Consider the following 22,602-nt stretch of genomic DNA (forward strand, 5'->3'; position numbering starts at 1 on the left):
TATAGCTTAAAGTTATCAATAATTAGTTTATTTATATTGGTAGTATATATAATATCATATTATACTTAGTGATATAGCGGGAGGCGTACTTTCATGTTAGGGGCGTGAAGTACATGTGGAAATTTTTCATTTATAGCTTGATTGGCATTATATGTTTCTTTGTACCTATAACGATTAATGGTAAATCAACAATTCTGATTGATCATATTGTTCAGTGGATTACATTTTTGGTAAATCCAATTTTACCTTATTATGTATTACTTTTAATCATTATAGGTGCATTACATCCATTTATTAATAAAAAATGGAACAAATCAAAAACTGATATTATATTTAGCTTATTTAAAGTATTAGGCGTCTTCATTGCTTTCATGATTGTCTTTGATTTTGGGCCAGGATTTGTATTGAAAGAAAGTATTGGACCGTTTTTATACGACAAATTAGCGATACCACTAAGTGTGTTAATCCCAGTAGGGGCTATTTTATTAACATTTTTAGTAGGTTACGGATTATTAGAATTTATTGGCGTAATTATGAGACCAGTCATGAGACCTATTTTTAAAACGCCAGGTAAATCAGCAGTTGATGCGGTTGCCTCGTTTGTAGGGAGTTATTCAATTGGCTTGTTAATTACAAATAAAGTCTATAAGAGTGGTGGCTATACGCATAAAGAAGCAGTTATAGTTGCTACAGGTTTTTCAACGGTATCTGCTACTTTTATGATTATAGTGGCTAATACACTAGGTATTATTGAACATTGGAACCTTTATTTTTGGTTCACACTTGCAGTAACTTTTATAGTTACTGCCATCACCGTACAACTCCCACCTATAAGATTTGAGAAAAACACGACATATCAGAACCAACCATATAAAGAAGAAAAACGCAGAGATATGCCTTTATTAAAAGAGTCTTGGTTAGAAGCTAAGTTGGCTGTTAAAAATGCTGACTCACTAATAGGAAACGTACGTGAAAATTTACGTGATGGCGTCGTAATGACAATTGCGATTTTACCTTCTATTATGTCTATCGGTTTCTTAGGTTTAATTATTGCTGAATATACACCGATAGTAGAATATGTATCTTATATTTTTTATCCATTTATAAGTATATTCCCAGTTCAGGATGTAGCAGTATTAGCGCAAGCATCAACCATTTCAATTGTTGAGATGTTGTTACCTGCAGCGATTGCACAAACTGCTGATTTAGCTACGAGGTTTATAGTAGCGGTAATGAGTGTTTCAGCGATTATCTTTTTCTCGAGTGTGGTACCTGTGATTCTTTCAACTGAAATAAAAATATCAGTCGGTAAATTGGTCTTGATATGGTTTGAAAGAGTAGTGCTCACATTACTGATCACGATACCATTCGCATTATGGCTATTTTAAGATTTATTAAGCAAAGATTAATTTAATTAAAATAAGGAGTGATTTTTCATGAGAAAAATAGTAGCAAAAAAAGGTTTAGACATTGAATGTAAAGGATGGGAACAAGAAGCAGTGCTTAGAATGCTGTATAACAACTTAGATCCAGAAGTAGCTGAACGTCCTGAAGATTTAGTTGTATATGGCGGTATTGGTAAAGCTGCTAGAAACTGGGAAGCTTTCGAAGCGATAGAAGAGACATTACGTTCCTTAGAAGCGGATGAAACAATGTTAGTTCAATCCGGAAAACCTGTTGCTGTATTTAAAACACATGAAGAAGCACCACGTGTATTAATTTCAAATTCAGTACTTGTACCAGAGTGGGCAAATTGGGATCACTTTAACGAATTAGATAAAAAAGGTTTAATGATGTATGGACAAATGACAGCAGGAAGTTGGATATACATTGGTTCCCAAGGTATTGTTCAAGGCACTTATGAAACATTTGGCGAGCTTGCTAATCAACATTATGATGGCACGTTAAATGGGACAGTGACTTTAACAGCTGGTCTAGGTGGCATGGGTGGTGCGCAACCACTAGCTGTTACGATGAATGGTGGTGTTGTAATCGGTGTAGATGTTGATGAAACACGTATCGATAAGCGTATAGAAACACGATATTGCGATGTGAAGACACATGATTTAGATGAAGCTTTACGTCTAGCAGATGAAGCACGACAAGAAGGCAAACCATTATCTATCGGACTTGTAGGTAATGCTGTAGATACTCACAAAGCCATTTTAGATAAAAGCTTTAAAATTGATGTTGTTACCGATCAGACAAGTGCTCATGATCCATTAAATGGTTATATTCCACAAGGTTATTCTTTAGAAGAAGCAAAAGCGTTACGTGATAAAGATCCAAAACAATACGTCGCATTATCTCAAGATTCAATGAGAAAACACGTTGAGTTAATGATTGAATTTCAAAAAAATGGTGCAGTTGCTTTTGATTACGGAAATAACATTAGACAAGTTGCCTATAATAATGGCTTAGAAAATGCTTTTGATTTCCCAGGATTTGTACCAGCTTATATCCGACCTTTATTCTGTGAAGGTAAAGGGCCATTCCGTTTTGCAGCTTTAAGTGGAGACCCTAAAGATATCGAACGTGCAGATGAAGAAATGAGAAAACTATTCCCAGATAATGAAAAGCTTATTCGCTGGTTAGATTTAGCTCAAGAAAAAATTGCATTCCAAGGATTACCATCTCGTATTGCTTGGTTGGGCTTTGAAGAACGTGCCAAAATGGGCTTGGCTTTAAATCTTTTAGTTCGTGACGGAGAAATTTCTGCACCGGTTGTTATCGGGCGCGATCATCTTGATTCAGGATCTGTTGCAAGTCCAAACCGTGAAACAGAAGGAATGAAAGATGGCTCAGATGCTGTAGGAGATTGGGCAGTATTAAACGCTTTAATTAATACCGCAGCTGGTGGCTCATGGATTTCGTTCCATCACGGTGGTGGTGTAGGTATGGGTTACTCATTACATGCCGGTATGGTCATTGTCGCTGATGGTTCAGAACGCGCAGATCGTCGTTTAGGACGTGTATTAACGACAGATCCGGGTATGGGTGTTGTAAGACATGCCGATGCAGGTTACGAATCAGCAATTAATGTTGCTAAAGAAAAAGGTATCAAAATTCCAATGATTACAGGTAAAGGAGATATAAAATGAACGATTTAATTATTCAAAACATTAAACAATTAATTTTACCAAAATCTACAGATCGTCCTTTAAAAGGGAAAGATTTAGACGAATTAGAAATCGTTGAAAATGGAACCGTTGTTGTGAACGATGGCAAAGTGACTTATTCAGGTGCCCGTACAGATGAATATGGTGCGAAGGAAACAATCGATGCTACAGGGAAAGTTGTATCACCATCACTTGTTGAAGCACATACTCATTTAGTACATGGTGGTTCAAGAGAACATGAAATGTCGCTAAAAAGACAAGGCGTGTCATATCTAGAAATACTTGAACAAGGCGGAGGTATTTTATCCACAGTAGAAGCTACACGAAATGCAACTGAAGATGAGCTGTTTAAAAAAGCTGAAAAGAATTTGTTAACAATGATACAACATGGTGTCTTAGCTGTTGAAAGTAAGAGTGGTTACGGATTAGACAAAGAAAGTGAACTTAAACAACTACGTGTATCTAAACGTTTAGCAGCAAAATATAACTTAGATATGAAACATACTTTCTTAGGGCCTCATGCAGTACCAAAAGATGCAAAATCAAATCAAGCCTTTTTACAAGAAATGATTGATTTACTACCTGAAGTTAAACAATATGCAGATTTTGCAGATATCTTTTGCGAAACAGGCGTATTTACAGTAGAAGAATCTAGAAAATATATGAAAGCAGCAAAAGATTTAGGTTTTGATGTTAAAATTCATGCAGACGAAATTGATCCATTAGGTGGTCTCGAATTAGCGATTGATGAAGGCGCAATTTCCGCAGACCATTTAGTAGCTTCAAGTACAGAAGGTAAAGCAAAACTAAAAGATAGCGATACAGTTGCTGTGTTATTACCAGGTACCACGTTTTATTTAGGGAAAGAACAATACGCAGATGCTAGAGGTATGTTAGATAATGGTGGAGCTATCGCAATTGCTACAGATTTTAATCCAGGAAGTTGTGTGACAAACAATCTTCAACTTGTGATGTCGATTGCTGCATTGAAATTAAAATTATCACCGAATGAAATTTGGAATGCTGTTACGGTGAACGCAGCAAAAGCGATTGATGTTGATGCTGGTACAATTAATAAAGGTGACAAGGCCAATATTGTTATTTGGGATGCACCTAACCATGAGTATATTCCATATCACTATGGTATAAACCATGCTGAAAAAGTAATTAAAGATGGGCAACTACTTGTTGATAACCAAATTAAGTTAAATAATTAATAACATTGAGTCTGAGGCGTATACGTATGTCTCAGATTTCATTGTTATATTGTCGTGGATTGAGTGAACTTGAAAAGAGCTTATGCAAAGCTTTTTTCAAGTTCACTCTTCTTTTTTAAGTATAAACAAATCAAGTTTGAGTTGATTAAATATTTTGACAATTATGGTACTATGTTATTTAAAGCATACATGGGAGGTGACATCGAATGTGGGGCAAACTACTTATATTAAACAATGGAGCGGGGATTTAAGCCAAAATATGCTTACAGGTATATTGCTTGCCCTTGCATTACTTCCAGGCGCAATCGCATTCTCTTTCATCGCTGGTGTAAGCCCAACGATAGGCATGTTAAGTACTGGTTTGATGATGTTCGTGTTAAGCTTTACTGGTAATCGAACGTTGATGGTATCAGCTCCAAGTAGTGGCGTGTCGCTTGTAGTTGCACCGTTAATGGCAAGTCATGGATTAAATGCACTTATTTTAGCTACATTATTTATGGGTGTCATACAAATTATATTGGGATATTGTCACATAAATAAATTGTTAGAGTTCATACCTACGGGTGTAGTCATTGGTTTTATGAATGCATTAGGTATATTATTGTTTACATCTCAATTAAAGAATATATTTAACATTTCAACTTCGACATATGCGTTTGCAATAGCTTCATTTTTTATTATTTGGCTTGCAAGGCAATATATCAAACTTATACCAGCACCTTTAATAGCAATTATTATATTGACGCTATTTGCAGGAGTGGTAAAACCAAACATTCAATATGTCTCTGATATGGCTTCAATACATATAAAAATGCCAATGCCTTCCATACCAAATGAAATTAGTGATTTGAATATCGTTATGGTTGCATTACTTTATGGTTTAGCAATGGCTATCGTTGCCGTGATACAAACGACATTAACAGCACAAATGGTTGATGTTGTAACTTCGACACCTAGTGATAAGAATAAGGAATCTATCGGTCAGGGTATCGCGAACTTTATCGTTGGTTTGTTTGGAGGGTTTGGCGGTAGTGCACTAGTTGGACAATCACGGTTTAACGTAGCGATGGGGGCGAATTCGAGGGTGTCTACTTTCATCACAGGAAGCTTTTTATTGATATGCTTATTTGTTTTTGGAGAGGTTATCGGACGAATACCTATGGCAGTATTAGCTACTGTGTTGATCACGATTTCACTTGGTACGTTTGATAGACGAACGATGCCTTTCATCAGCAAAGCGCCTTTGTTAAATAGCAATCTCATTATATCTACCGTAGTGATTATTTTAATTACGAATAACCTTGCCTTAGGCGTTGTTGTTGTAACGATAAGTTATTACATGATTTTCCGTTTTATTAATAAGAAAGGACGTGACATATGATGCCACAATATGAAGACTACGTAAATTGGAGAAGAACATTACATCAATATCCTGAACTCTCAGACGCTGAATATGAGACAACAAAAAGATTAAAACGAATATTAGAAGCGTACGATATTAAAATACGTGATTTACCATTAGAAACAGGCTTAGTTGCTGAAGTAGGACAAGGTGAAACATTCGTAGCCGTAAGAACAGACATTGATGCTTTGCCTATCCATGAGCAGGTGGTACATGAATTCACTTCAACAAATGAAGGTATTATGCACGCTTGTGGTCATGATATACACATGGCTAGTATTTTAGCTGTAGCAACAAGACTTAAAGACATTGAAAGCCAATTAAAAGGGCGTGTACGTATTATTTTTCAGCCTGCTGAAGAATTAGGTTATGGTGCGCTACATATAACTGAATCAGGAGCGATTGATGGTGCAAAAGCTGTATTAGGTTATCACAACTATCCATCATTAGATGTGGGTGAATTTGCAGTGAAGTCGGGAGTAATAACGTCATCTGTAGATCGCTTTGAATTTAAAATAAAAGGCACAGGTGCGCATGCTGCTAAACCAGAACAAGGTAACGATCCGGTCATCGTTTTAGGACAATTAATTAATAGTATTCAGTCGATTGTGAGTAGGAATTTATCTGCTTTTGATAGTGCAGTTGTCACTATAGGTGAAGTGTCCAGTGGGAATACGTGGAATGTCATCGCTGATCAAGCTTATGTCCAAGGTACTGTGAGAAGCTTTGATGAAGATAAACGTGTTTATATTGAAGAACGACTTAGAGCAATTGGAAGCGGCCTTGCAGAAGCGTTTGATGTCGAAATAGAAACACTATATCACCGCTTACCAGGTGCTGTTAAAAACGATGAGAAATTAACGGATGATGCTATCGATGTAGCGAAACAAGTTGGATATAAGGTAGAAGTTATGGAAAAACCACTAACAATTGGTGAAGACTTTTCTGGTTTTGCAAATAAATATCCAAGTGTTTTTGCATTCATTGGGTCAAACAGTAAATATGATTTACATCACCCTAAGTATGACCCGGATGAACGGATTTTAGAAAAAGTACCCGAATATTTTGTTACATTTGTTCAAAAATTGTTGAATGAAGTATAAGTTGTCAAAGGCCGTGGATATGTATTAACTAATATAAAATTTGGGTAATGTATAAATATAATGATTATTTAAGGAGTGTTGTATTATGGCAGCCCAAGATCCAAGAACAAAATTTTCAAATGCAGATTTTCCAAAACAAGAACAAGCTGTTCCTGGTTTACAAAAAGAATTAGAACCTAAACCAGACTGCGGAGAAATTTCATATGTTGGTTATGGTAGATTAACAGATTATAAAATGTTGGTGACGGGTGGAGATTCTGCCATTGGAAGAGCAGCTGCTATAGCATATGCAAAAGAAGGTGCAGACGTAGCGATAAATTACCTTCCTGAAGAACAAGCGGACGCCGAAGAAGTAAAAGAAGTGATTGAAGCGGCAGGTAGAAAAGCTGTTTTAATATCAGGAGATCTCCGTAATGAACAATTTAACTATGATTTAGTTGAGCAAGCTTATAATAAATTAGGTGGTTTAGACAATGTAACGCTTGTAGCAGGACACCAACAATATAGAGATGATTTAAAAGGTTTCGATACAGCTTCATTTACTGAAACATTTGAAACTAACGTTTATCCTATATTTTGGACAGTTCAAAAAGCGCTAGATTATTTACAACCGGGCGCTACAATTACAACAACATCATCAGTACAAGGATATAACCCTAGCCCTATTTTACATGATTACGCAGCCTCGAAAGCAGCAATCATTTCATTAACTAAAAGTTTATCTGAAGAATTAGGTGCTAAAGGTGTTCGTGTGAATTGTGTAGCGCCAGGGCCGTTTTGGTCCCCTTTACAAATATCTGGTGGACAGCCACAATCTAAAATACCTACATTTGGTCAAAAAGAAGTATTAGGCAGAGCAGGACAACCTGTTGAACTTTCAGGAGTGTATGTACATTTAGCTGCTGAAGAATCGAGTTACACGACTGGGCAAATTTATGGTGTAACAGGCGGAACTCAGTTAGACTAATGATATCAAAAGTTAGAAATCTCTATGAGATTATCTAGCTTTTATTTTTTTGAAGGGTATGGTAATAAAATATGAAACAATTTAAAGCAGATAGACTCTCTAAAAAACAGAATTATAAATTATTAAGTGGAAGTATAATTCCAAGACCGATCGCGTTTGTTACTTCTCAAGATAAATCAGGTCATTTAAATGCCGCACCATTTAGTTTCTTTAATGTGGTGAATAGCGCACCGCCAATGATCATGATTTCTACTGTACGTTCTGAGGGTAAGCGAAAAGACACCTCAGTTAATATTGAAGAAACCGAAGAATTCGTCGTTCACATTACTGATGAAACTATAGTTGAAGAAGTTAATAAAACGGCAGCACCAATAGAGAGAACGAGTAACGAGTTAGAAAGAACAAATTTAACATACATTGATTCAGAACTTGTTTCTGTCCCAGGCATACAACAAGCAAAAATCCGCATGGAATGTAAATTAAACAAAATTATTCCATTAGGCGATGCACAAGAAGGTTCTGATTTAATTATTGGTGAAGTTGTTATGTTCCATATTGATGAGGATGTATACTTTGAAGATAGTAAAATTGATGCTCAGGCATTAGCAGCTGTTTCTCGCTTAGCCGGCAATGACTATGCATCCTTAGGCGAATCATTTACGATTGTGCGACCTACTGAATAACCATATCGCATTTACTGTATATCACGTATGATTGCAAGGCAATGTTGACAAACATGCTTTAACGTATTAAGCTAAATCAGTATTTGACGAATTACAGTTAATAATGTATTGTAATAAAATAATTTAATAACTTATCAAGAGAAGTGGAGGGACTGGCCCGTAGAGACTTCGGCAACATGATGATGCGTGTGCCAATTCCAGTAGCATAAATAATTGCTAGAAGATAAGAATGAAACCACAATGTTTACTCTTTTCTTCAATTAGAAAAGAGTTTTTTTATTTTCAAAAGAAACACAAAGAAATAGCGAGGATTTAATTTCACGCTTTTACCCTTATAGAAAGTTGGTTTTGTATGGAGAAGACAAAGAAAGGTAACGCTTGGGCATTGATTCCATTGCTCGTATTTGTAGGCTTATTTTTAGGTGTAGGTATTGCTACAGGAGATTTTTCAACAATGCCTTTAAATGTAGCTATTTTAGTAGCATCTATTGTAGCTTTGATTTTAAATAGAAAAGAAACATTTCATAAAAAAGTGGAAGTTTTCACAAAAGGCGCGGGTCATTCAAATATTATTTTAATGATGCTCATCTTTATACTGGCTGGAGCCTTCTCTCAAACTACTGAAGACATGGGTGGCGTGCAATCCACAGTTAATTTAGGACTGTCACTTATTCCAGAAAATTTAATTATCGTAGGCTTATTTATTATTTGTATGTTTGTTTCGCTTTCAATGGGTACCTCTGTAGGTACAGTAGCAGCAATAGCGCCTGTTGGATTTGGATTGAGTCAAGCAACTGATGTTTCAGCAGCTATTACAATGGCTACAGTTGTAGGTGGCGCAATGTTTGGTGATAATCTATCAATGATTTCAGATACAACAATAGCAGCCGTACGTACTCAAAAGACAAAAATGAGTGATAAATTCAAAGTGAATATTAAAATTGTTTTGCCGGGTGCTATATTTACTATTATAGCTTTGTGGTTTTTAACAAATGGAGCACAAATCGATGCAAGTAAAAGTTATGATTATAACATTATCAAAGTCTTACCTTATTTAATGGTACTGATATTAGCATTAATAGGCATTAATGTGATTATTGTACTTATAGGTGGTATTGCATTATCAGCAGTAATCGGCCTTATAGATGGGTCATTTGGTTGGACAGGTTTATTAGAATCCATTTCTAAAGGGATTATTGGTATGGAAGATATTGCAATGATTGCCTTACTTATCGGCGGCCTCGTAGCGCTTATTCAACATAACGGTGGGATTACATGGCTGCTTCACTTTGTCCGTAATAGAGTAAAATCAAAACGAGGCGCAGAATTAGGTATAGCTGGTTTAGTTAGTGCAGCGGATATATCAACAGCGAATAATACGATATCGATATTGATGGCTGGTCCATTAGCCAAAGAAATTTCAGAAGAATACGATGTAGACCCAAGAAAATCTGCAAGTATTTTGGATATGTTTGCGAGTTGTTTCCAAGGACTATTACCCTATAGTCCACAGTTAATTGCAGCAGCGGGTGTTGCGTCTATATCTCCATTTGAATTATTACCTTATTCAATTTATCCAATGATTTTAGGTGTTTGTGGCTTGATTGCAATATTCTTTAATTTACCAAGATTAAATAAAAAATAAGAGTTAAAAGGGAGGGAATCAGTACATGGTTTGTATCTGATAAACCTGCCTTTTTATTATGCTTAGATATACTGCAATTTTAAAAAAACTAATTAAATGCATGTTTTTGTGAAAGTGACGTTTAAAATTTTGACGTTTACTGACTATTGACGATAAAATATAGAAGTTGATTCTTTTAAAATAAAGACTAGAACATTTTATGATTCATAGGATTATTGTTTAGAAGTCTTGTGGAATAGGTTAGAATAGAATTAAGAGTGAAAGTAGGTGAACTAATCGTGGGTAAATATAATGTGGAAAATGAATACGTTGAGATACGTCTTGAACGATTATTTAAAGTTGAACCAGAATTATTATATCAAGCATGGACAGATCAACGTTTCCTTAAACAATGGTTTATGACAACAGATAGAACAAATAAATCAATTCATATTAATGCTGAACAAAACGGGAGTTATGAAATTGTTGATGTTCGTAAAGGAAAAGAAAATGTAGTGAAAGGTTCTTTTATTACGTTAACACCATATGAATATATCGTCATGACAATTGGTATGCCAGAGCTAAGTGATTCTGAAGATACAATTGAAATTGAAATATTTGAAAGAGAAGCAGGCATTGCTCAAATGATTTTTAATTATAAAGCTTTTGTGCCAAAAGAACGTAGATATACAATACTAGAATATAAGCAGAAGAAAAAAGAATATCATGATTCTACTGCGCATGGTTTCGAAATATTATTTGATAAATTACAAGTGGTATTAGACGAATTTGAATCAAACCTTTAATATTTAATGAGATATTTTAAATTTAAACTGGTAGCAAAGTATTAACTTTGTTAGCAGTTTTTTCGTGCGCTTTCCGCAAATATAGCTTCTATTAATATAAAGTTCATACTCGCGTGCATAGGCACGACCTCAGATTGTAATCTTCGGTTCGTTTTGTCTTATGAGGATTCTCGTATGATATCAGGTTGAAAATACCAAAGAGCAAGTTAAAATAATGCCTATCCATGAGTAGATGCTAATGGATAGGCATTATTATTTTTGAATATTGAGATGTTTTGTTGTATATCAATAGTAACTCAGCGTAGAGGTCTCGAATTATAACGAAATAATTTCGCCTTTTTCTATACGCTCATTAAATTTACGTAATAATGTTTCGAAAAATATGTGATAACTTATAAAACTAGAATAATCTATACCGTCAGCAAGATAAAAAGTATTACTAGAGACATAAATATTATAATCAGCTTTTTGAGCAAGTGTATTATCATTTAAAGTAGTTATGGAGAAAAAATACTTTTGACGTAAATGTAATAAGTTGGTGATATCCGACAATTGATGAGATTCACCAGAAAGAGAAATGATGAAGAAAATATCTGTAGGTGTTGTTCTGTTGAGGACCATTTTAAATTCGTGTACATCATGTAATACAATAATATTTTTGTGAATTGTTAACAAAATACGTTGCGCTTCCTGGGCGACATTCATTTGTGCCACGCCTGTCCCATACAAATAAACAGTTTCTGCTTCATTGATTTTATCAGTGACAAGATTATAATCAATACGTTCTAAATATGTGAATGTGTTTTCAACGTCTTGTTTGAAACCTTCGATAGAGTCGGATGGTAGATTACGAGACTTTTCAGTTTCAAACTTTAAATAAGATTTAAAATCACTATAACCATCAAAACCTAATTTACGAGTAAAACGATGAATCGTTGCATTTGAAGCATGTGTATATTCTGCTAAGTCTTGAATTTTCATTGTTTTACATTCTGTCGTATGTGTATTGATAAAATGAGCAATATGTAAGTCATTCTCATTTAATTTATTAAAGTTATGATTAACGCGTTCATCTAAAAACAATATTAAAACCTCGCACTTCATGAAAATATTTTCAAGTTTTGGAAATATAATCTGATTATACAAAACTATTCGTAATATAGTCAAACCATTGCTTATATGTAAGCGTTTCCTTTAGTATTAAGATAAGCTTTGAAATAAACGTATCTAAAAATGATAAGTTTACATATAAGTATTTGAATGTAAATTATCTGATTTTAATAGAATTTGGGGGTATATTTCTATGAATGCAATTAAACGATTTGGGAGTGCAATGATAGTTCCAGTACTGATGTTTGCCTTCTTCGGTATTGTTTTAGGGTTTGCTACATTATTTAAAAACCCGGCAATAATGGGTAGTATTGCAGAAGATGGGACGACTTGGTTTAGAATATGGTCTGTAATAGAATCTGGAGGTTGGGTAATATTCGATCATATGGAAATTGTGTTTGCTGTTGGGCTGCCACTTTCTTTAGCTAAAAAGGCGCCTGGTCATGCTGCACTAGCAGCATTAATGGGTTACCTAATGTTTAATACATTTATTAACGCTATTCTTACACAATGGCCCCATACCTTTGGGGCGAATTTTGAAAAAGGAGTCGAGAACGTTACTGGACTCAAAGCAATTGCTGGGATTGAAACGTTAGATACCAATATTTTAGGTGGTATCATAATTTCTAGTATTGTGACATGGATACATAACAGGTTCTACAGTAAGAAATTACCTGAAATGCTAGGCGTATTCCAAGGATTAACATTTGTAGTAACAATTTCATTTTTTGTAATGTTGCCAATTGCATTAATAACATGTATTGTTTGGCCAACGATTCAAGGTGGTATTTCTTCATTACAAGGATTTATCATAGGATCAGGTTACATTGGGGTATGGCTTTATCACTTCTTAGAAAGAGTACTTATTCCAACTGGTTTACATCACTTTATTTATGCACCAATTGAAGTAGGCCCGGTAGTCGTCAATCACGGATTAAAAGCAGAGTGGTTTGCGCATGTTAATGAATTTGCAACGAGTACGAAGCCATTGAAAGAACAATTCCCTTATGGATTTATGCTACAAGGTAATGGTAAAGTATTCGGCTCGATAGGTATTGCATTAGCAATGTATTCAACCACACCTAAAGAGAATAAGAAAAAAATTGCAGCATTACTTATCCCAGCTACATTAACTGCTGTAGTTGTTGGAATTACAGAACCATTAGAATTTACATTCTTATTTATTGCACCTTATTTATTCGTATTACACGCACTATTAGCTGCAACAATGGATACACTTATGTATGGATTTGGACTCGTAGGTAACTTTGGTGGCGGTCTATTAGATTTCTTTGCTACCAACTGGATACCATTAGCACAAAATCATTGGTTAACATATGTAATTCAAATTATTATTGGGCTTGTATTTACAGCTATTTATTATTTCTTATTCAGATTCTTAATTTTAAAATTCAATATTCCACTTCCTGGTCGTAAGAAAGACGAAGAAGACGTGAAGTTGTATAGTAAAAATGATTATAAAAGTAAAAAAGGCAGTGATGGTAAAGGAAACATAATATTTACTGGCAATGAATACGAAGACAAAGCAAATTATTATTTAGAAGGCCTTGGCGGTAAAGAAAACATCAAGGACGTAACAAATTGTACGACACGCTTAAGATTAACAGTGAATGATATAGCTAAAGTAGAAGATAGTGGTTATTTCACGCATAACCAAATGGCGCATGGATTAGTTAAAAGTGGTAAAAATGTCCAAGTCGTTGTTGGTATGTCAGTACCACAAGTAAGAGAAGCATTTGAAAACATCGTGAACGATGAAGCGCAAAATTAAATAGATATTAAAAAATAAGCACAACCTGTATGGAAACGTTCCACGGGCTGTGCTTTATTATATAAATAAATCACGAAATTCTAGCTTTATTCATTAATCGTGGCTGGTATATTGCACCAAGTACATCAATGTTATGAGTAGCAATCATTTGGATAAGTTTTGCAAAAACTTTAGGAGAACAAGAAACATTTATTTTATCTCTATTGAAGGTATACATAATATGCTCTGTTTGATTGATTAGGTTCAAAATATCAATGACTTTGTCTTTGACAAAAGCGTCGTAAAGTCCGTCGATAGTTAATTCAAAACGTTTAGATGATAGCAATAAATGATCAAAATCTAATAATTTTTCAGAATGATTAATTTCTAAAATTTGGTAAATTAAATAGTTATGAAAGCTAAGAAAACTAATAATATATGGTAATTGGTACTTTGGTAAGTTGACCTTTAATGCATACAAGTTATTTTCTTTAAAAATTGAAAACTTGAATGAGTTGCAAAAATAAATTTGCTTACATAGTTTAGTTAAATTTTTACGTGTGGCACGTTTGTTAAGTCCACCTATATTTAACACAAAAGTTTCCGTTCTATCTAAAAACATATTATACCTCCATATCTATATAAAGTGTCATATGGATATTAATCATAATATTCTTCACACTTAAAATTATACAATTTTTTATTTCTATTAAATTGTACCACTCTTTTAAAATGTTGGCACTAGGTCTTTAGAACGAAGTTAGAAATTATTTTTGAGTTTAATATCGTGACATTTCACAAAAATTGGAATATTTTGAAAATTCAGTTGTATAGCCATTTAAAGTATGATACATTTTTCTTTATTAATACATAGAGGAAGTGTTTAGAGATGTTATCAAAAGTGAGTAGGTTTGCAACAAACACATTCTTGATATGGATGTTAATCGCTGCAATAATTGGATTTGTTTTTCCAACTCAGTTAGCTACATTAAGTGGTTGGGTGCCATATTTACTTGGTATCGTAATGTTGGGGATGGGGTTAACCATTGATCCTAAAGATTTTAAAATTGTATTTCAATCACCTAAATGCGTAATTATAGGAGTGGTTTTACAATATACAATCATGCCTTTAGCAGCTTTTTTAATTGCAAAAATATTTCAGTTACCACCAGAAATTGCAATTGGTGTGATATTAGTAGGGTGTTGTCCAGGAGGGACATCAAGTAATGTTATGAGTTATTTAGCAAATGCGAATGTTGCGTTGTCTGTAGCTATTACGAGTGTCTCTACGTTACTTGCACCGTTCTTAACACCAGCATTAATTTATTTATTCGCACATGAATGGTTACAAGTCTCATTTATGAGCATGTTCTGGTCAGTAGTACAAGTGATACTTATACCTATTGCGATTGGTTTTATATTACAAAAAGTATTTAAAAAATTCGCTGATAAGTCTGCAACTGCATTGCCAATTGTTTCTGTAATTGCTATTTCACTCATACTCGCTTCTGTAGTAGGTGGGAGTAAGTCACAAATACTAGAAACAGGATTGTTAATTTTTGCAGTAGTCATACTACATAACGTTGTTGGTTACGTACTTGGATATACTTTAGCAAATATATTTAAACTGGAACGTGCTGATAAAAAAGCGGTTTCAATTGAAGTAGGTATGCAGAATTCCGGGTTAGCAGTAACATTAGCTACCGTACACTTTAGTCCTTTATCGGCAGTGCCCGGAGCAGTCTTTAGTTTAGTACACAATGTCACTGGACCGATCTTAGCAAAATATTGGAATAAACGATAATGACACTCAAAGCATATATAATAAAGCTCACTTCAAAGTAGGAGTGAGCTTTTAATCTGGATAGAACCATTTTAAGTCGAATCGAAACTACATATTTCGATTTTAAAATATGATAAGCTAGGATTAATATAATTTAACGAAACAACATGAGAACAGAGGAGGATTTATTATGTATAGAGCAGTCGTATTTGATTTCGATGGCACGATTATTGATACAGAAAAACATCTATTTGAAATTATTAATAAACACTTAAGAAAACATAATTTAACTGAAATAACATTGGATTTTTATCGCCAATCTATTGGCGGAGCCGCAACAGATTTACATCATTATTTAGAAGGACAGTTAGGTACAGAAAATAAACATGAAATTTATGTGGAACATAGTAGAACAAGCGTCGACTTACCAATTATTGATGCAATGAAACAGTTAATGGACTATTGCAAAAAATGCCATATCCCAATGGCGATAGCGACGAGTAGCTATAGAGCTGATATCAAACCAGCATTTGAAAGTTTAGGATTAAGTGATTATATTGATATCGTTGTAGGGAGAGAAGATGTCGAGGCGGTTAAACCAAGTCCAGAACCTTACCTCACGGCTGTTCAAAAACTTAATTACAACCCTGGAAATTGTTTAGCAATCGAAGACTCTGTTAATGGTGCAACTGCCGCAGTTTTAGCTGGTTTAGATGTTATCGTCAATACAAATACAATGACAGAACAGCAAGATTTTAGCGAAGTGGCATTTACTGGAAAAGATTTAACAGGTGATGAGATTATTACGACGTACTTTGAGAAAAATAAAATTAAATGAGCGGATATTTAATTTTATTTTTCTTGGGTGGGCCCATTGTATTGGCGATAAGTAATTTGATATTAGGCCCAATCTTTAATAAAAAAATCCCTTTTAAAATACAGTTCAGGTCGTTTATGGTAGGAACAATGATTTATTTGTTAGGCGCTAGTTTAATATATTATTTTGTACTTCAAGATAAATTATGAGTTTATAACCCATGTTAAATCTAAAGGGAGCTTCCGTATGGAGGCTCCCTTTAGAACGCAAACAAAGCACTGTTGCGAAGTCAACTGTATTATATATGTGAGCTTATATTTAGTATAAGCATTGTTAATTATAAAAGTTGGAAAATCAATGTTGCTACAACGAGGACGAGTAGTATTGAATCTATACCTACCATGATTGCAAAACGCGTATTTTTTTCACCAGTTTTTTTAGAAGCTTTTACTGCTTTTAAATTCGGAATCAAACTTACTATCAGTAAAATGATTACAATAACGCCTATAATCATACTCATGATTTGTCACCACCATCTTTATTTTTTTCTATATATTCCCAAACATAACCTGCGATGATACCAAGAATTAAGCCAATAATAATTCCAACCTTTATCGTAGATATTAAAGCACATATGATGATGGCTATTAACAAAGCTATTGGAATCGTGATACCAAATTTATATTTTCGTTCTGGTGAATCAACAATAGAAAATAAGACATAATATAATAAAGCAAATACTACAATGACTAGTAAACTTTTTAAAAGTAATTGTCCAATCGAACTATCTGAACCAGTAACATAATTTAATAAGAAGAATAACACACCAAAGATAAGAGAAACTGTAATTGTTTTTTTAAGTAAAATTTTATTCATGTTGAACTCCTTTGTAATAAAATCTAATGAAAATTATACCATAGAAAGTTTGAAATATAGAATATCACAAAATTAATATAACCTTTCTTGGTCATATTGATGATGATCATTTAAATATGCGTAAAATAATCCAATTATCAACCCCCCACCAATATAGTTTCCAATTGCAGCACCAAGTAAATTGATTAATATAGGGAGAACTGCCATTATATCACTTTGATAAACGAGACCACCTGCAAATAATACAGAACTATAAACCACATGTTCATAACCCATAAAGGCGAATATGGATACGCCAAACATCATGACAAACATTTTAGCTAGAATATCATCAATTTGCATGGCGATGACTAAAGAAATATTAATAAAAAAATTAGCGAATATGCCTTTGATTAAAATTGCTAAAAACCCTGAAGCAAATAGTTTATGTTCAATTGCTAATTCAAGTTGAAGGAACATTTCCGAAGACATAATATCTGAATTGCGTGTGATTATAAAAAATATTAAGCCTCCAGCGACATTTCCAATAAAGCATAAGGTGAAAATTTTTAAGACACGCATAGGGCTAATAACACGATAATACAATCCAACGGTGAAATACATAAAATTACTTGTTAATAATTCTGAATTGGTGAAAAGTATTAGCACTAATGCAAAACTAAAGGCAACGGAAGAAACTAAATTTGTAACACCAGAGGGCATATCGCCTCCGAGAGATGCTTTAATCAACAACACGAATACAGTAATTATACCTAATATAAAGCCAGCCATGGTTGCTCGTAATAGATAACGCTTAAAGTAAAAACTTTGAAGTATATCTTTGGTTCTAATCGTTTCAACTACATGATTAATCCATGCCTTACCATAGAAGACTTTATCCCATTTAATATTTTTCTCGTTCAATTACTTATCCTCACTTTTCTATAGGTTAGGACAAGTATACTATGACAATCAATTCATGTGAATAAATTCACAATAACTACATAATAAATTTTTCTAATTATATTTGAAGTAGATGTCTTACCGTGTAAATAGCTTAAAATAAGCGATTGTTGATATTTATAACTATAAAAAAATAGTGGGATTTGTAAAATTACTTTGCATTTTTTGATGAAATAAAATACAATTAATAACGGTAATGTAAGCCCTTACATAAATCAAAAATAATTGTTCCAATTTTTAGAATTTATAGTATAATGGCGACATGATAAGTGTTTCATCTTTATTTATAATCGAAAGAGATGGGGTTTGAATTATGAACGAGAACAAAGAATTACATAGGGGGCTAGGTGCACGTCAAATGCGTATGATTGCACTTGGTGGAACAATTGGAGTAGGACTATTTATGGGTGCAACCAGCACAATAAAGTGGACAGGTCCTTCTGTTATATTTGCATATTTAATTGCAGGTATCTTCTTATTTCTAGTAATGAGAGCTATGGGTGAGATGGTTTATTTATATCCTACGACAGGTTCTTATGCTAACTTTGCAAGTGATTACATACATCCAGTGGCAGGCTATTTGACTGCTTGGAGTAATATCTTCCAGTGGATTGTCGTCGGTATGAGTGAAGTTATAGCCGTCGGAGAATATATGAATTATTGGTTCCCGGATTTACCACAGTGGATTCCAGGTGTGCTGGTAGTAGTATTATTAGCCAGTGCAAACTTAGTGTCAGTTAAAGCTTTTGGTGAATTTGAATTCTGGTTTGCAATGATTAAAGTAGTAACAATTATCTTAATGATTATTGCAGGATTTGGATTAATCTTCTTCGGATTAGGTAATGGAGGAGAAGCGCTTGGTTTATCTAATTTATGGGCACATGGCGGGTTCATGCCTAACGGTTGGATTGGTTTCTTCTTTGCACTGTCTATTGTTATAGGCTCTTACCAAGGTGTAGAATTAATCGGTATTACGGCCGGAGAAACAAAAGACCCTCAAAAAAACATTAAAAGTGCCGTTAATGGCGTCATTTGGCGTATATTGATTTTCTATATTGGTGCGATCTTTGTAATTGTAACAGTTTATCCTTGGGATCAATTAGGTAACATTGGTAGCCCATTTGTTGGAACATTTGCAAAAGTTGGTATCACGTTTGCAGCTGGCTTTATTAACTTTGTAGTATTAACTGCTGCTATGTCTGGATGTAACTCTGGAATATTCAGTGCGAGTCGTATGACATTTACATTATCTCAAAGAGGACAAATGCCTAAGTTCTTTTCAAAAGTTATGAAAAATGGTGTTCCGGTGTGGACGGTTACAGCAATTTCTATTGGTATTTTAATCGGAGCATTATTAAACGTTATCTTACCTTTATTTATTGAAGGTGCTGAGAGTGTCTTTGTTTATGTATATAGTGCATCTATTTTACCAGGTATGGTACCGTGGTTTATGATTTTAATTAGTCATTTGAAATTTAGGAAACGTTCTCCTGAATTAGTAAAAGATCATCCATTTAAAATGCCTGGCGGAGCATTCACAAACTACATCACAATGGCATTCTTTATTACAGTATTAATTGGAATGTTATTTAATAAAGAGACTGTTGTTTCTGTTGTGATTGGTATTGTATTCTTATCGTTTATGGCGATTTTCTATTTCTTAAAAGGCTATCATAAAACAAGTAAAGATGAATAAAATTAAACATTAAAACATGCATAAATAATTTAAATTTACAAAATAAGTAAAAAAGCATTACGAGTTAGTTATACAAATACGGTCATGTAAGTCGTTATTGTGTAACTAACTTTTTTATTTTTACATAAAATTTACATGATTAAAATGTTGGCACAAAATTATAGGATTACACTTAATATGTAAGCACAATAATACATATCAAAGGAGTTATTAATTTATGAAAATACTTAATAAGTTAGCAACTGTAACTGTAGCTAGTGCAATTGTTGTTGGTTCAGCATTAGGAAATGTACAATCAACATATGCTTCTGGTAATGGAAAAGCGTCAAATGATGCACCTGATGTATCGTACATGGGAAATACTAAAAATCCTAAGAATGTAATATTCTTAGTAGGTGATGGCATGGGGCCATCTTATAATTCAGCGTATCGTTATTTCGCAGATAATCCTGAAACAAAAGAAATGGAAAAGACTGCGTTCGATAAGCATCTTGTCGGTAATCAACGTACAAATCCAAGTGATCCAAAAGAGAATGTAACGGATTCAGCAGCATCTGCTACTGCGTTTAGTTCTGGTCATAAAACATATAATGGCGCAATAGGTGTAGATGAAAATAAAGAAAATGTTAAAACGGTATTAGAACAAGCAAAAGAAAATGGCAAATCTACCGGTTTAGTTTCAACTGCTGAGATTACAGACGCGACACCTGCGGCTTATGCATCACACGTAGACTCACGTGATAAGAAAGATGAAATTGCAAAACAATTTTATAATGATAAAATTAACGGTGAACATAAAGTGGATGTCTTACTCGGCGGTGGCGCAAAATATTTTGGTGAAGAAAATGGTAATTTAGCAGATAAATTTAAAAAAGATGGCTATGATGTTGTAGATAATAAAGCAGATTTACAAAAATCAACAAGTAAACAAGTATTAGGTTTGTTCGCTGATGGAAATATGCCATTACAAATAGACGCACCTGATAAAAACCCTAAACTATTAGATATGACAGAAAGTGCAATTAATAAATTACAGCAAAATGATAAAGGATTTTTCTTAATGGTAGAAGGCGCTTCGATTGATAAAGCAGGACACCCGAATGATGTTACTGGCGTAATGTCAGAAATGGAAGGTTTTGAGAAATCGTTTGATTATGCCATGAACTATGCTAAAGAACATAAAGATACGCTTGTAGTAGCAACTGCAGATCACTCGACAGGTGGTTTATCAATTGCAAAAGGCGAAGATTACCTTTGGAATCCTCAAGTAATTCACGCTATGAAACATTCAGGAACATACATGACTGAGCAAATTGCAAAAGGTGAAGACGCTGAAAAAGTAATAAATGAAGGTTATGGGTTTGAGGTAGAAGCATCTCAAATTGATAAAATTAAAGATGAAGCTGAGAAGCTGAAAAAATTAAATGAAGAAGATGAGGCCTATGAAGGGCAATTACAAGAATTACAAAATGCAATTCAAAAACCAATCAATGATAAATCGAATACAGGTTGGACTACAACTGGTCACACAGGTGAAGATGTAAACACATATGCGTACGGCCCTGGTAGTGATAAATTCCAAGGAAATATAGATAACACAGATAACGCGAAAAACATTTTTGATTTCTTGAAAAATGAAGGGAAATAAACAAAATATCAATATTTAAGATAACATGTAATAAGGGGCTTAGAATCGTATTGCGATTTACTAGTCCCTTATTTTAATTCACAAAAAACACCTACCGAGACAGCGTATTATGCTGACGATAGGTGTTTCTTTTTTACATAGAATTCAACTAAACCTATGAATTAATGTTTAAAATGAATTTTAGATAAATGTTTGCGGTAATTATCTAAAGCCATTTTAGACTGTGTAATAGAGTCTAGGGCACTTTGATAATTCAATGCGATATAACGATAGTAAAGTATATCTACTGTAAAAAGTTGCGCAAATAAGGATGTTGTTGCAGCCATGCGCAGTTCGTTTTCATCCGTTTGACCATAAATTAAAGTATAGTCTGAAACTTTTGCGACAGGGTTATCATTAGTACTCGAAATTGTAATAATCGGAATGTTATAGTCTGTTGCGACTTTAGCCATAGATTGCATTTCACTGTGATTACCTTGATTTGTTACAAAGATAACACAATCGTTTTCATCGTGTGTTGCTAATGTTGACATAAATAAATGCGTTTCTTCTAATAAGCGTACATTGAGTCCAATACGGGATAATTTTTGAAATAAATCAGTGACGATTACGAGTGAAGCACCATAACCAAATAGGAATATCGTATTTGAACGTTTCATTGTTTCACAAATATTATCAATACTATATTCATCTATGTACGTTGATACATAGTTCATCGTATCCGTTGCGCGAGATAACATTTTTGTTTTTAGCGTATCGACTGACTCATTATCCGCCAACTCAAGATGGTTATTATTGATTGCATCATCAGGTAAATAACGTGAAATGGCAATTTTTAATTCTTGGAAACCTTTACCTGTAATTTTTTTACTAAATCTAACGATAGATGCTGTGCTAGTATGAATTTCGTTAGATAAATCTTGTACCGACATATTGATGATTTTATGCGGTGAATTCAGAATAAAATCTGCAATCTTCTTCTCACTTTTAGTTAACTGAGAATAGTTACTGTCAATTTTGTAAAGTACATTGGTCATA

The 22,602-nt window shown here is 33.9% G+C and carries 21 protein-coding genes and 1 riboswitch; of the genes, 15 read left to right on the forward strand and 6 right to left on the reverse strand.

The features are described from left to right. Positions 1 to 113: 113 nt before the first annotated feature. From M4L39_RS08810 to M4L39_RS08850, 9 genes are all read left to right on the forward strand, one after another. A complete protein-coding gene (locus M4L39_RS08810) occupies positions 114 to 1,388 on the forward strand; it encodes a YjiH family protein (protein WP_277581679.1) in 1,275 nt (424 codons plus the stop codon). A 48-nt stretch (positions 1,389 to 1,436) separates the two neighbouring features. Next, the gene (gene hutU, locus M4L39_RS08815) at positions 1,437 to 3,101 is read left to right on the forward strand and encodes a urocanate hydratase (RefSeq protein WP_277581680.1); all 1,665 of its coding nucleotides are present in this window, start codon (positions 1,437 to 1,439) and stop codon (positions 3,099 to 3,101) included. Further along, a complete protein-coding gene (gene hutI / locus M4L39_RS08820) occupies positions 3,098 to 4,336 on the forward strand; it encodes an imidazolonepropionase (RefSeq protein ID WP_277581681.1) in 1,239 nt (412 codons plus the stop codon). The genes hutU and hutI overlap by 4 nt, the downstream gene beginning before the upstream one ends. A gap of 208 nt (positions 4,337 to 4,544) precedes the next feature. Next, positions 4,545 to 5,717, forward strand: a complete 1,173-nt coding sequence (locus M4L39_RS08825; RefSeq protein ID WP_277581682.1) for a SulP family inorganic anion transporter — start codon at positions 4,545 to 4,547, stop codon at positions 5,715 to 5,717. After that, positions 5,717 to 6,841 carry an amidohydrolase gene (locus M4L39_RS08830; protein WP_277581683.1) on the forward strand — a complete coding sequence of 375 codons (1,125 nt, stop codon included), beginning with the start codon at positions 5,717 to 5,719 and terminating at the stop codon, positions 6,839 to 6,841. The genes M4L39_RS08825 and M4L39_RS08830 overlap by 1 nt, the downstream gene beginning before the upstream one ends. Positions 6,842 to 6,926: 85 nt before the next feature. After that, positions 6,927 to 7,808, forward strand: a complete 882-nt coding sequence (locus tag M4L39_RS08835; RefSeq protein ID WP_277581684.1) for an SDR family oxidoreductase — start codon at positions 6,927 to 6,929, stop codon at positions 7,806 to 7,808. A gap of 71 nt (positions 7,809 to 7,879) precedes the next feature. Beyond that, on the forward strand, positions 7,880 to 8,491 hold the full coding sequence (locus M4L39_RS08840; RefSeq protein ID WP_277581685.1) for a flavin reductase family protein: 612 nt from the start codon (positions 7,880 to 7,882) through the stop codon (positions 8,489 to 8,491). A gap of 128 nt (positions 8,492 to 8,619) precedes the next feature. Continuing rightward, positions 8,620 to 8,721: riboswitch (SAM riboswitch) on the forward strand. Between the two features lie 122 nt (positions 8,722 to 8,843). After that, positions 8,844 to 10,136 carry a Na+/H+ antiporter NhaC family protein gene (locus M4L39_RS08845; RefSeq protein ID WP_277581686.1) on the forward strand — a complete coding sequence of 431 codons (1,293 nt, stop codon included), beginning with the start codon at positions 8,844 to 8,846 and terminating at the stop codon, positions 10,134 to 10,136. Positions 10,137 to 10,414: 278 nt separating this feature from the next. Further along, complete coding sequence (locus M4L39_RS08850) at positions 10,415 to 10,921, forward strand: SRPBCC family protein (protein ID WP_277581779.1); 507 nt, start codon at positions 10,415 to 10,417, stop codon at positions 10,919 to 10,921. Between the two features lie 315 nt (positions 10,922 to 11,236). Here M4L39_RS08850 and M4L39_RS08855 read toward each other — a convergent pair whose 3' ends face one another. Further along, positions 11,237 to 12,004 (reverse strand): MurR/RpiR family transcriptional regulator, encoded by a 768-nt coding sequence (locus tag M4L39_RS08855; protein WP_277581780.1) that lies wholly within the window; start codon positions 12,002 to 12,004, stop codon positions 11,237 to 11,239. A gap of 220 nt (positions 12,005 to 12,224) precedes the next feature. Between M4L39_RS08855 and M4L39_RS08860 the strand changes: the two genes are divergently transcribed. Beyond that, on the forward strand, positions 12,225 to 13,823 hold the full coding sequence (locus M4L39_RS08860; protein WP_277581687.1) for an alpha-glucoside-specific PTS transporter subunit IIBC: 1,599 nt from the start codon (positions 12,225 to 12,227) through the stop codon (positions 13,821 to 13,823). A 70-nt stretch (positions 13,824 to 13,893) separates the two neighbouring features. Here M4L39_RS08860 and M4L39_RS08865 read toward each other — a convergent pair whose 3' ends face one another. Next, a complete protein-coding gene (locus M4L39_RS08865) occupies positions 13,894 to 14,424 on the reverse strand; it encodes a hypothetical protein (RefSeq protein WP_277581688.1) in 531 nt (176 codons plus the stop codon). Positions 14,425 to 14,691: 267 nt separating this feature from the next. Between M4L39_RS08865 and M4L39_RS08870 the strand changes: the two genes are divergently transcribed. The 3 genes from M4L39_RS08870 to M4L39_RS08880 all read left to right on the forward strand — a co-directional run bounded on the left by M4L39_RS08870 (position 14,692) and on the right by M4L39_RS08880 (position 16,611). Continuing rightward, positions 14,692 to 15,606, forward strand: coding sequence for a bile acid:sodium symporter family protein (locus M4L39_RS08870; protein WP_277581689.1), 915 nt, complete (start codon positions 14,692 to 14,694; stop codon positions 15,604 to 15,606). Between the two features lie 169 nt (positions 15,607 to 15,775). Further along, positions 15,776 to 16,423, forward strand: a complete 648-nt coding sequence (locus M4L39_RS08875; RefSeq protein ID WP_277581690.1) for an HAD family hydrolase — start codon at positions 15,776 to 15,778, stop codon at positions 16,421 to 16,423. Beyond that, on the forward strand, positions 16,420 to 16,611 hold the full coding sequence (locus M4L39_RS08880) for a hypothetical protein (RefSeq protein ID WP_277581691.1): 192 nt from the start codon (positions 16,420 to 16,422) through the stop codon (positions 16,609 to 16,611). The genes M4L39_RS08875 and M4L39_RS08880 overlap by 4 nt, the downstream gene beginning before the upstream one ends. A 128-nt stretch (positions 16,612 to 16,739) precedes the next feature. Here M4L39_RS08880 and M4L39_RS08885 read toward each other — a convergent pair whose 3' ends face one another. The 3 genes from M4L39_RS08885 to M4L39_RS08895 all read right to left on the reverse strand — a co-directional run bounded on the left by M4L39_RS08885 (position 16,740) and on the right by M4L39_RS08895 (position 18,181). After that, on the reverse strand, positions 16,740 to 16,922 hold the full coding sequence (locus M4L39_RS08885) for an LPXTG cell wall anchor domain-containing protein (protein ID WP_277581692.1): 183 nt from the start codon (positions 16,920 to 16,922) through the stop codon (positions 16,740 to 16,742). Then, entirely contained in the window at positions 16,919 to 17,278 is a 360-nt protein-coding gene (locus M4L39_RS08890) for a hypothetical protein (RefSeq protein ID WP_277581693.1), read from the reverse strand. Before M4L39_RS08890 ends, M4L39_RS08885 begins: the two co-directional genes overlap by 4 nt. Positions 17,279 to 17,350: 72 nt before the next feature. After that, the gene (locus tag M4L39_RS08895) at positions 17,351 to 18,181 is read right to left on the reverse strand and encodes a formate/nitrite transporter family protein (protein WP_277581694.1); all 831 of its coding nucleotides are present in this window, start codon (positions 18,179 to 18,181) and stop codon (positions 17,351 to 17,353) included. Between the two features lie 352 nt (positions 18,182 to 18,533). Between M4L39_RS08895 and M4L39_RS08900 the strand changes: the two genes are divergently transcribed. Both M4L39_RS08900 and M4L39_RS08905 read left to right on the forward strand, forming a co-directional pair. Next, positions 18,534 to 19,916, forward strand: coding sequence for an amino acid permease (locus tag M4L39_RS08900; RefSeq protein ID WP_277581695.1), 1,383 nt, complete (start codon positions 18,534 to 18,536; stop codon positions 19,914 to 19,916). Positions 19,917 to 20,133: 217 nt separating this feature from the next. Continuing rightward, positions 20,134 to 21,564 (forward strand): alkaline phosphatase, encoded by a 1,431-nt coding sequence (locus tag M4L39_RS08905; protein WP_277581696.1) that lies wholly within the window; start codon positions 20,134 to 20,136, stop codon positions 21,562 to 21,564. A 161-nt stretch (positions 21,565 to 21,725) separates the two neighbouring features. Here the strand turns inward: M4L39_RS08905 and M4L39_RS08910 are convergent, their stop codons facing one another. Beyond that, positions 21,726 to 22,601, reverse strand: coding sequence for a MurR/RpiR family transcriptional regulator (locus tag M4L39_RS08910; RefSeq protein ID WP_277581697.1), 876 nt, complete (start codon positions 22,599 to 22,601; stop codon positions 21,726 to 21,728). Between the last annotated feature and the right edge of the window lies 1 nt (position 22,602).

The sequence above is a fragment of the Staphylococcus equorum genome (genome assembly GCF_029531845.1).
GTDB classification, from domain to species: domain Bacteria; phylum Bacillota; class Bacilli; order Staphylococcales; family Staphylococcaceae; genus Staphylococcus; species Staphylococcus equorum_C.

Bases quoted from the DNA above. Each gene is read 5' to 3' on its own strand.
- M4L39_RS08860 (WP_277581687.1), top strand. From the start codon at position 12,225: ATGAATGCAATTAAACGATTTGGGAGTGCAATGATAGTTCCAGTACTG.
- M4L39_RS08840 (WP_277581685.1), top strand. From the start codon at position 7,880: ATGAAACAATTTAAAGCAGATAGACTCTCTAAAAAACAGAATTATAAA.
- M4L39_RS08870 (WP_277581689.1), top strand. From the start codon at position 14,692: ATGTTATCAAAAGTGAGTAGGTTTGCAACAAACACATTCTTGATATGG.
- hutI (WP_277581681.1), top strand. From the start codon at position 3,098: ATGAACGATTTAATTATTCAAAACATTAAACAATTAATTTTACCAAAA.
- M4L39_RS08865 (WP_277581688.1), bottom strand. From the start codon at position 14,424: ATGTTTTTAGATAGAACGGAAACTTTTGTGTTAAATATAGGTGGACTT.
- M4L39_RS08845 (WP_277581686.1), top strand. From the start codon at position 8,844: ATGGAGAAGACAAAGAAAGGTAACGCTTGGGCATTGATTCCATTGCTC.
- M4L39_RS08880 (WP_277581691.1), top strand. From the start codon at position 16,420: ATGAGCGGATATTTAATTTTATTTTTCTTGGGTGGGCCCATTGTATTG.
- M4L39_RS08830 (WP_277581683.1), top strand. From the start codon at position 5,717: ATGCCACAATATGAAGACTACGTAAATTGGAGAAGAACATTACATCAA.
- M4L39_RS08875 (WP_277581690.1), top strand. From the start codon at position 15,776: ATGTATAGAGCAGTCGTATTTGATTTCGATGGCACGATTATTGATACA.
- M4L39_RS08810 (WP_277581679.1), top strand. From the start codon at position 114: ATGTGGAAATTTTTCATTTATAGCTTGATTGGCATTATATGTTTCTTT.
- M4L39_RS08900 (WP_277581695.1), top strand. From the start codon at position 18,534: ATGAACGAGAACAAAGAATTACATAGGGGGCTAGGTGCACGTCAAATG.
- M4L39_RS08905 (WP_277581696.1), top strand. From the start codon at position 20,134: ATGAAAATACTTAATAAGTTAGCAACTGTAACTGTAGCTAGTGCAATT.
- M4L39_RS08835 (WP_277581684.1), top strand. From the start codon at position 6,927: ATGGCAGCCCAAGATCCAAGAACAAAATTTTCAAATGCAGATTTTCCA.
- M4L39_RS08890 (WP_277581693.1), bottom strand. From the start codon at position 17,278: ATGAATAAAATTTTACTTAAAAAAACAATTACAGTTTCTCTTATCTTT.
- hutU (WP_277581680.1), top strand. From the start codon at position 1,437: ATGAGAAAAATAGTAGCAAAAAAAGGTTTAGACATTGAATGTAAAGGA.
- M4L39_RS08885 (WP_277581692.1), bottom strand. From the start codon at position 16,922: ATGAGTATGATTATAGGCGTTATTGTAATCATTTTACTGATAGTAAGT.
- M4L39_RS08910 (WP_277581697.1), bottom strand. From the start codon at position 22,601: ATGACCAATGTACTTTACAAAATTGACAGTAACTATTCTCAGTTAACT.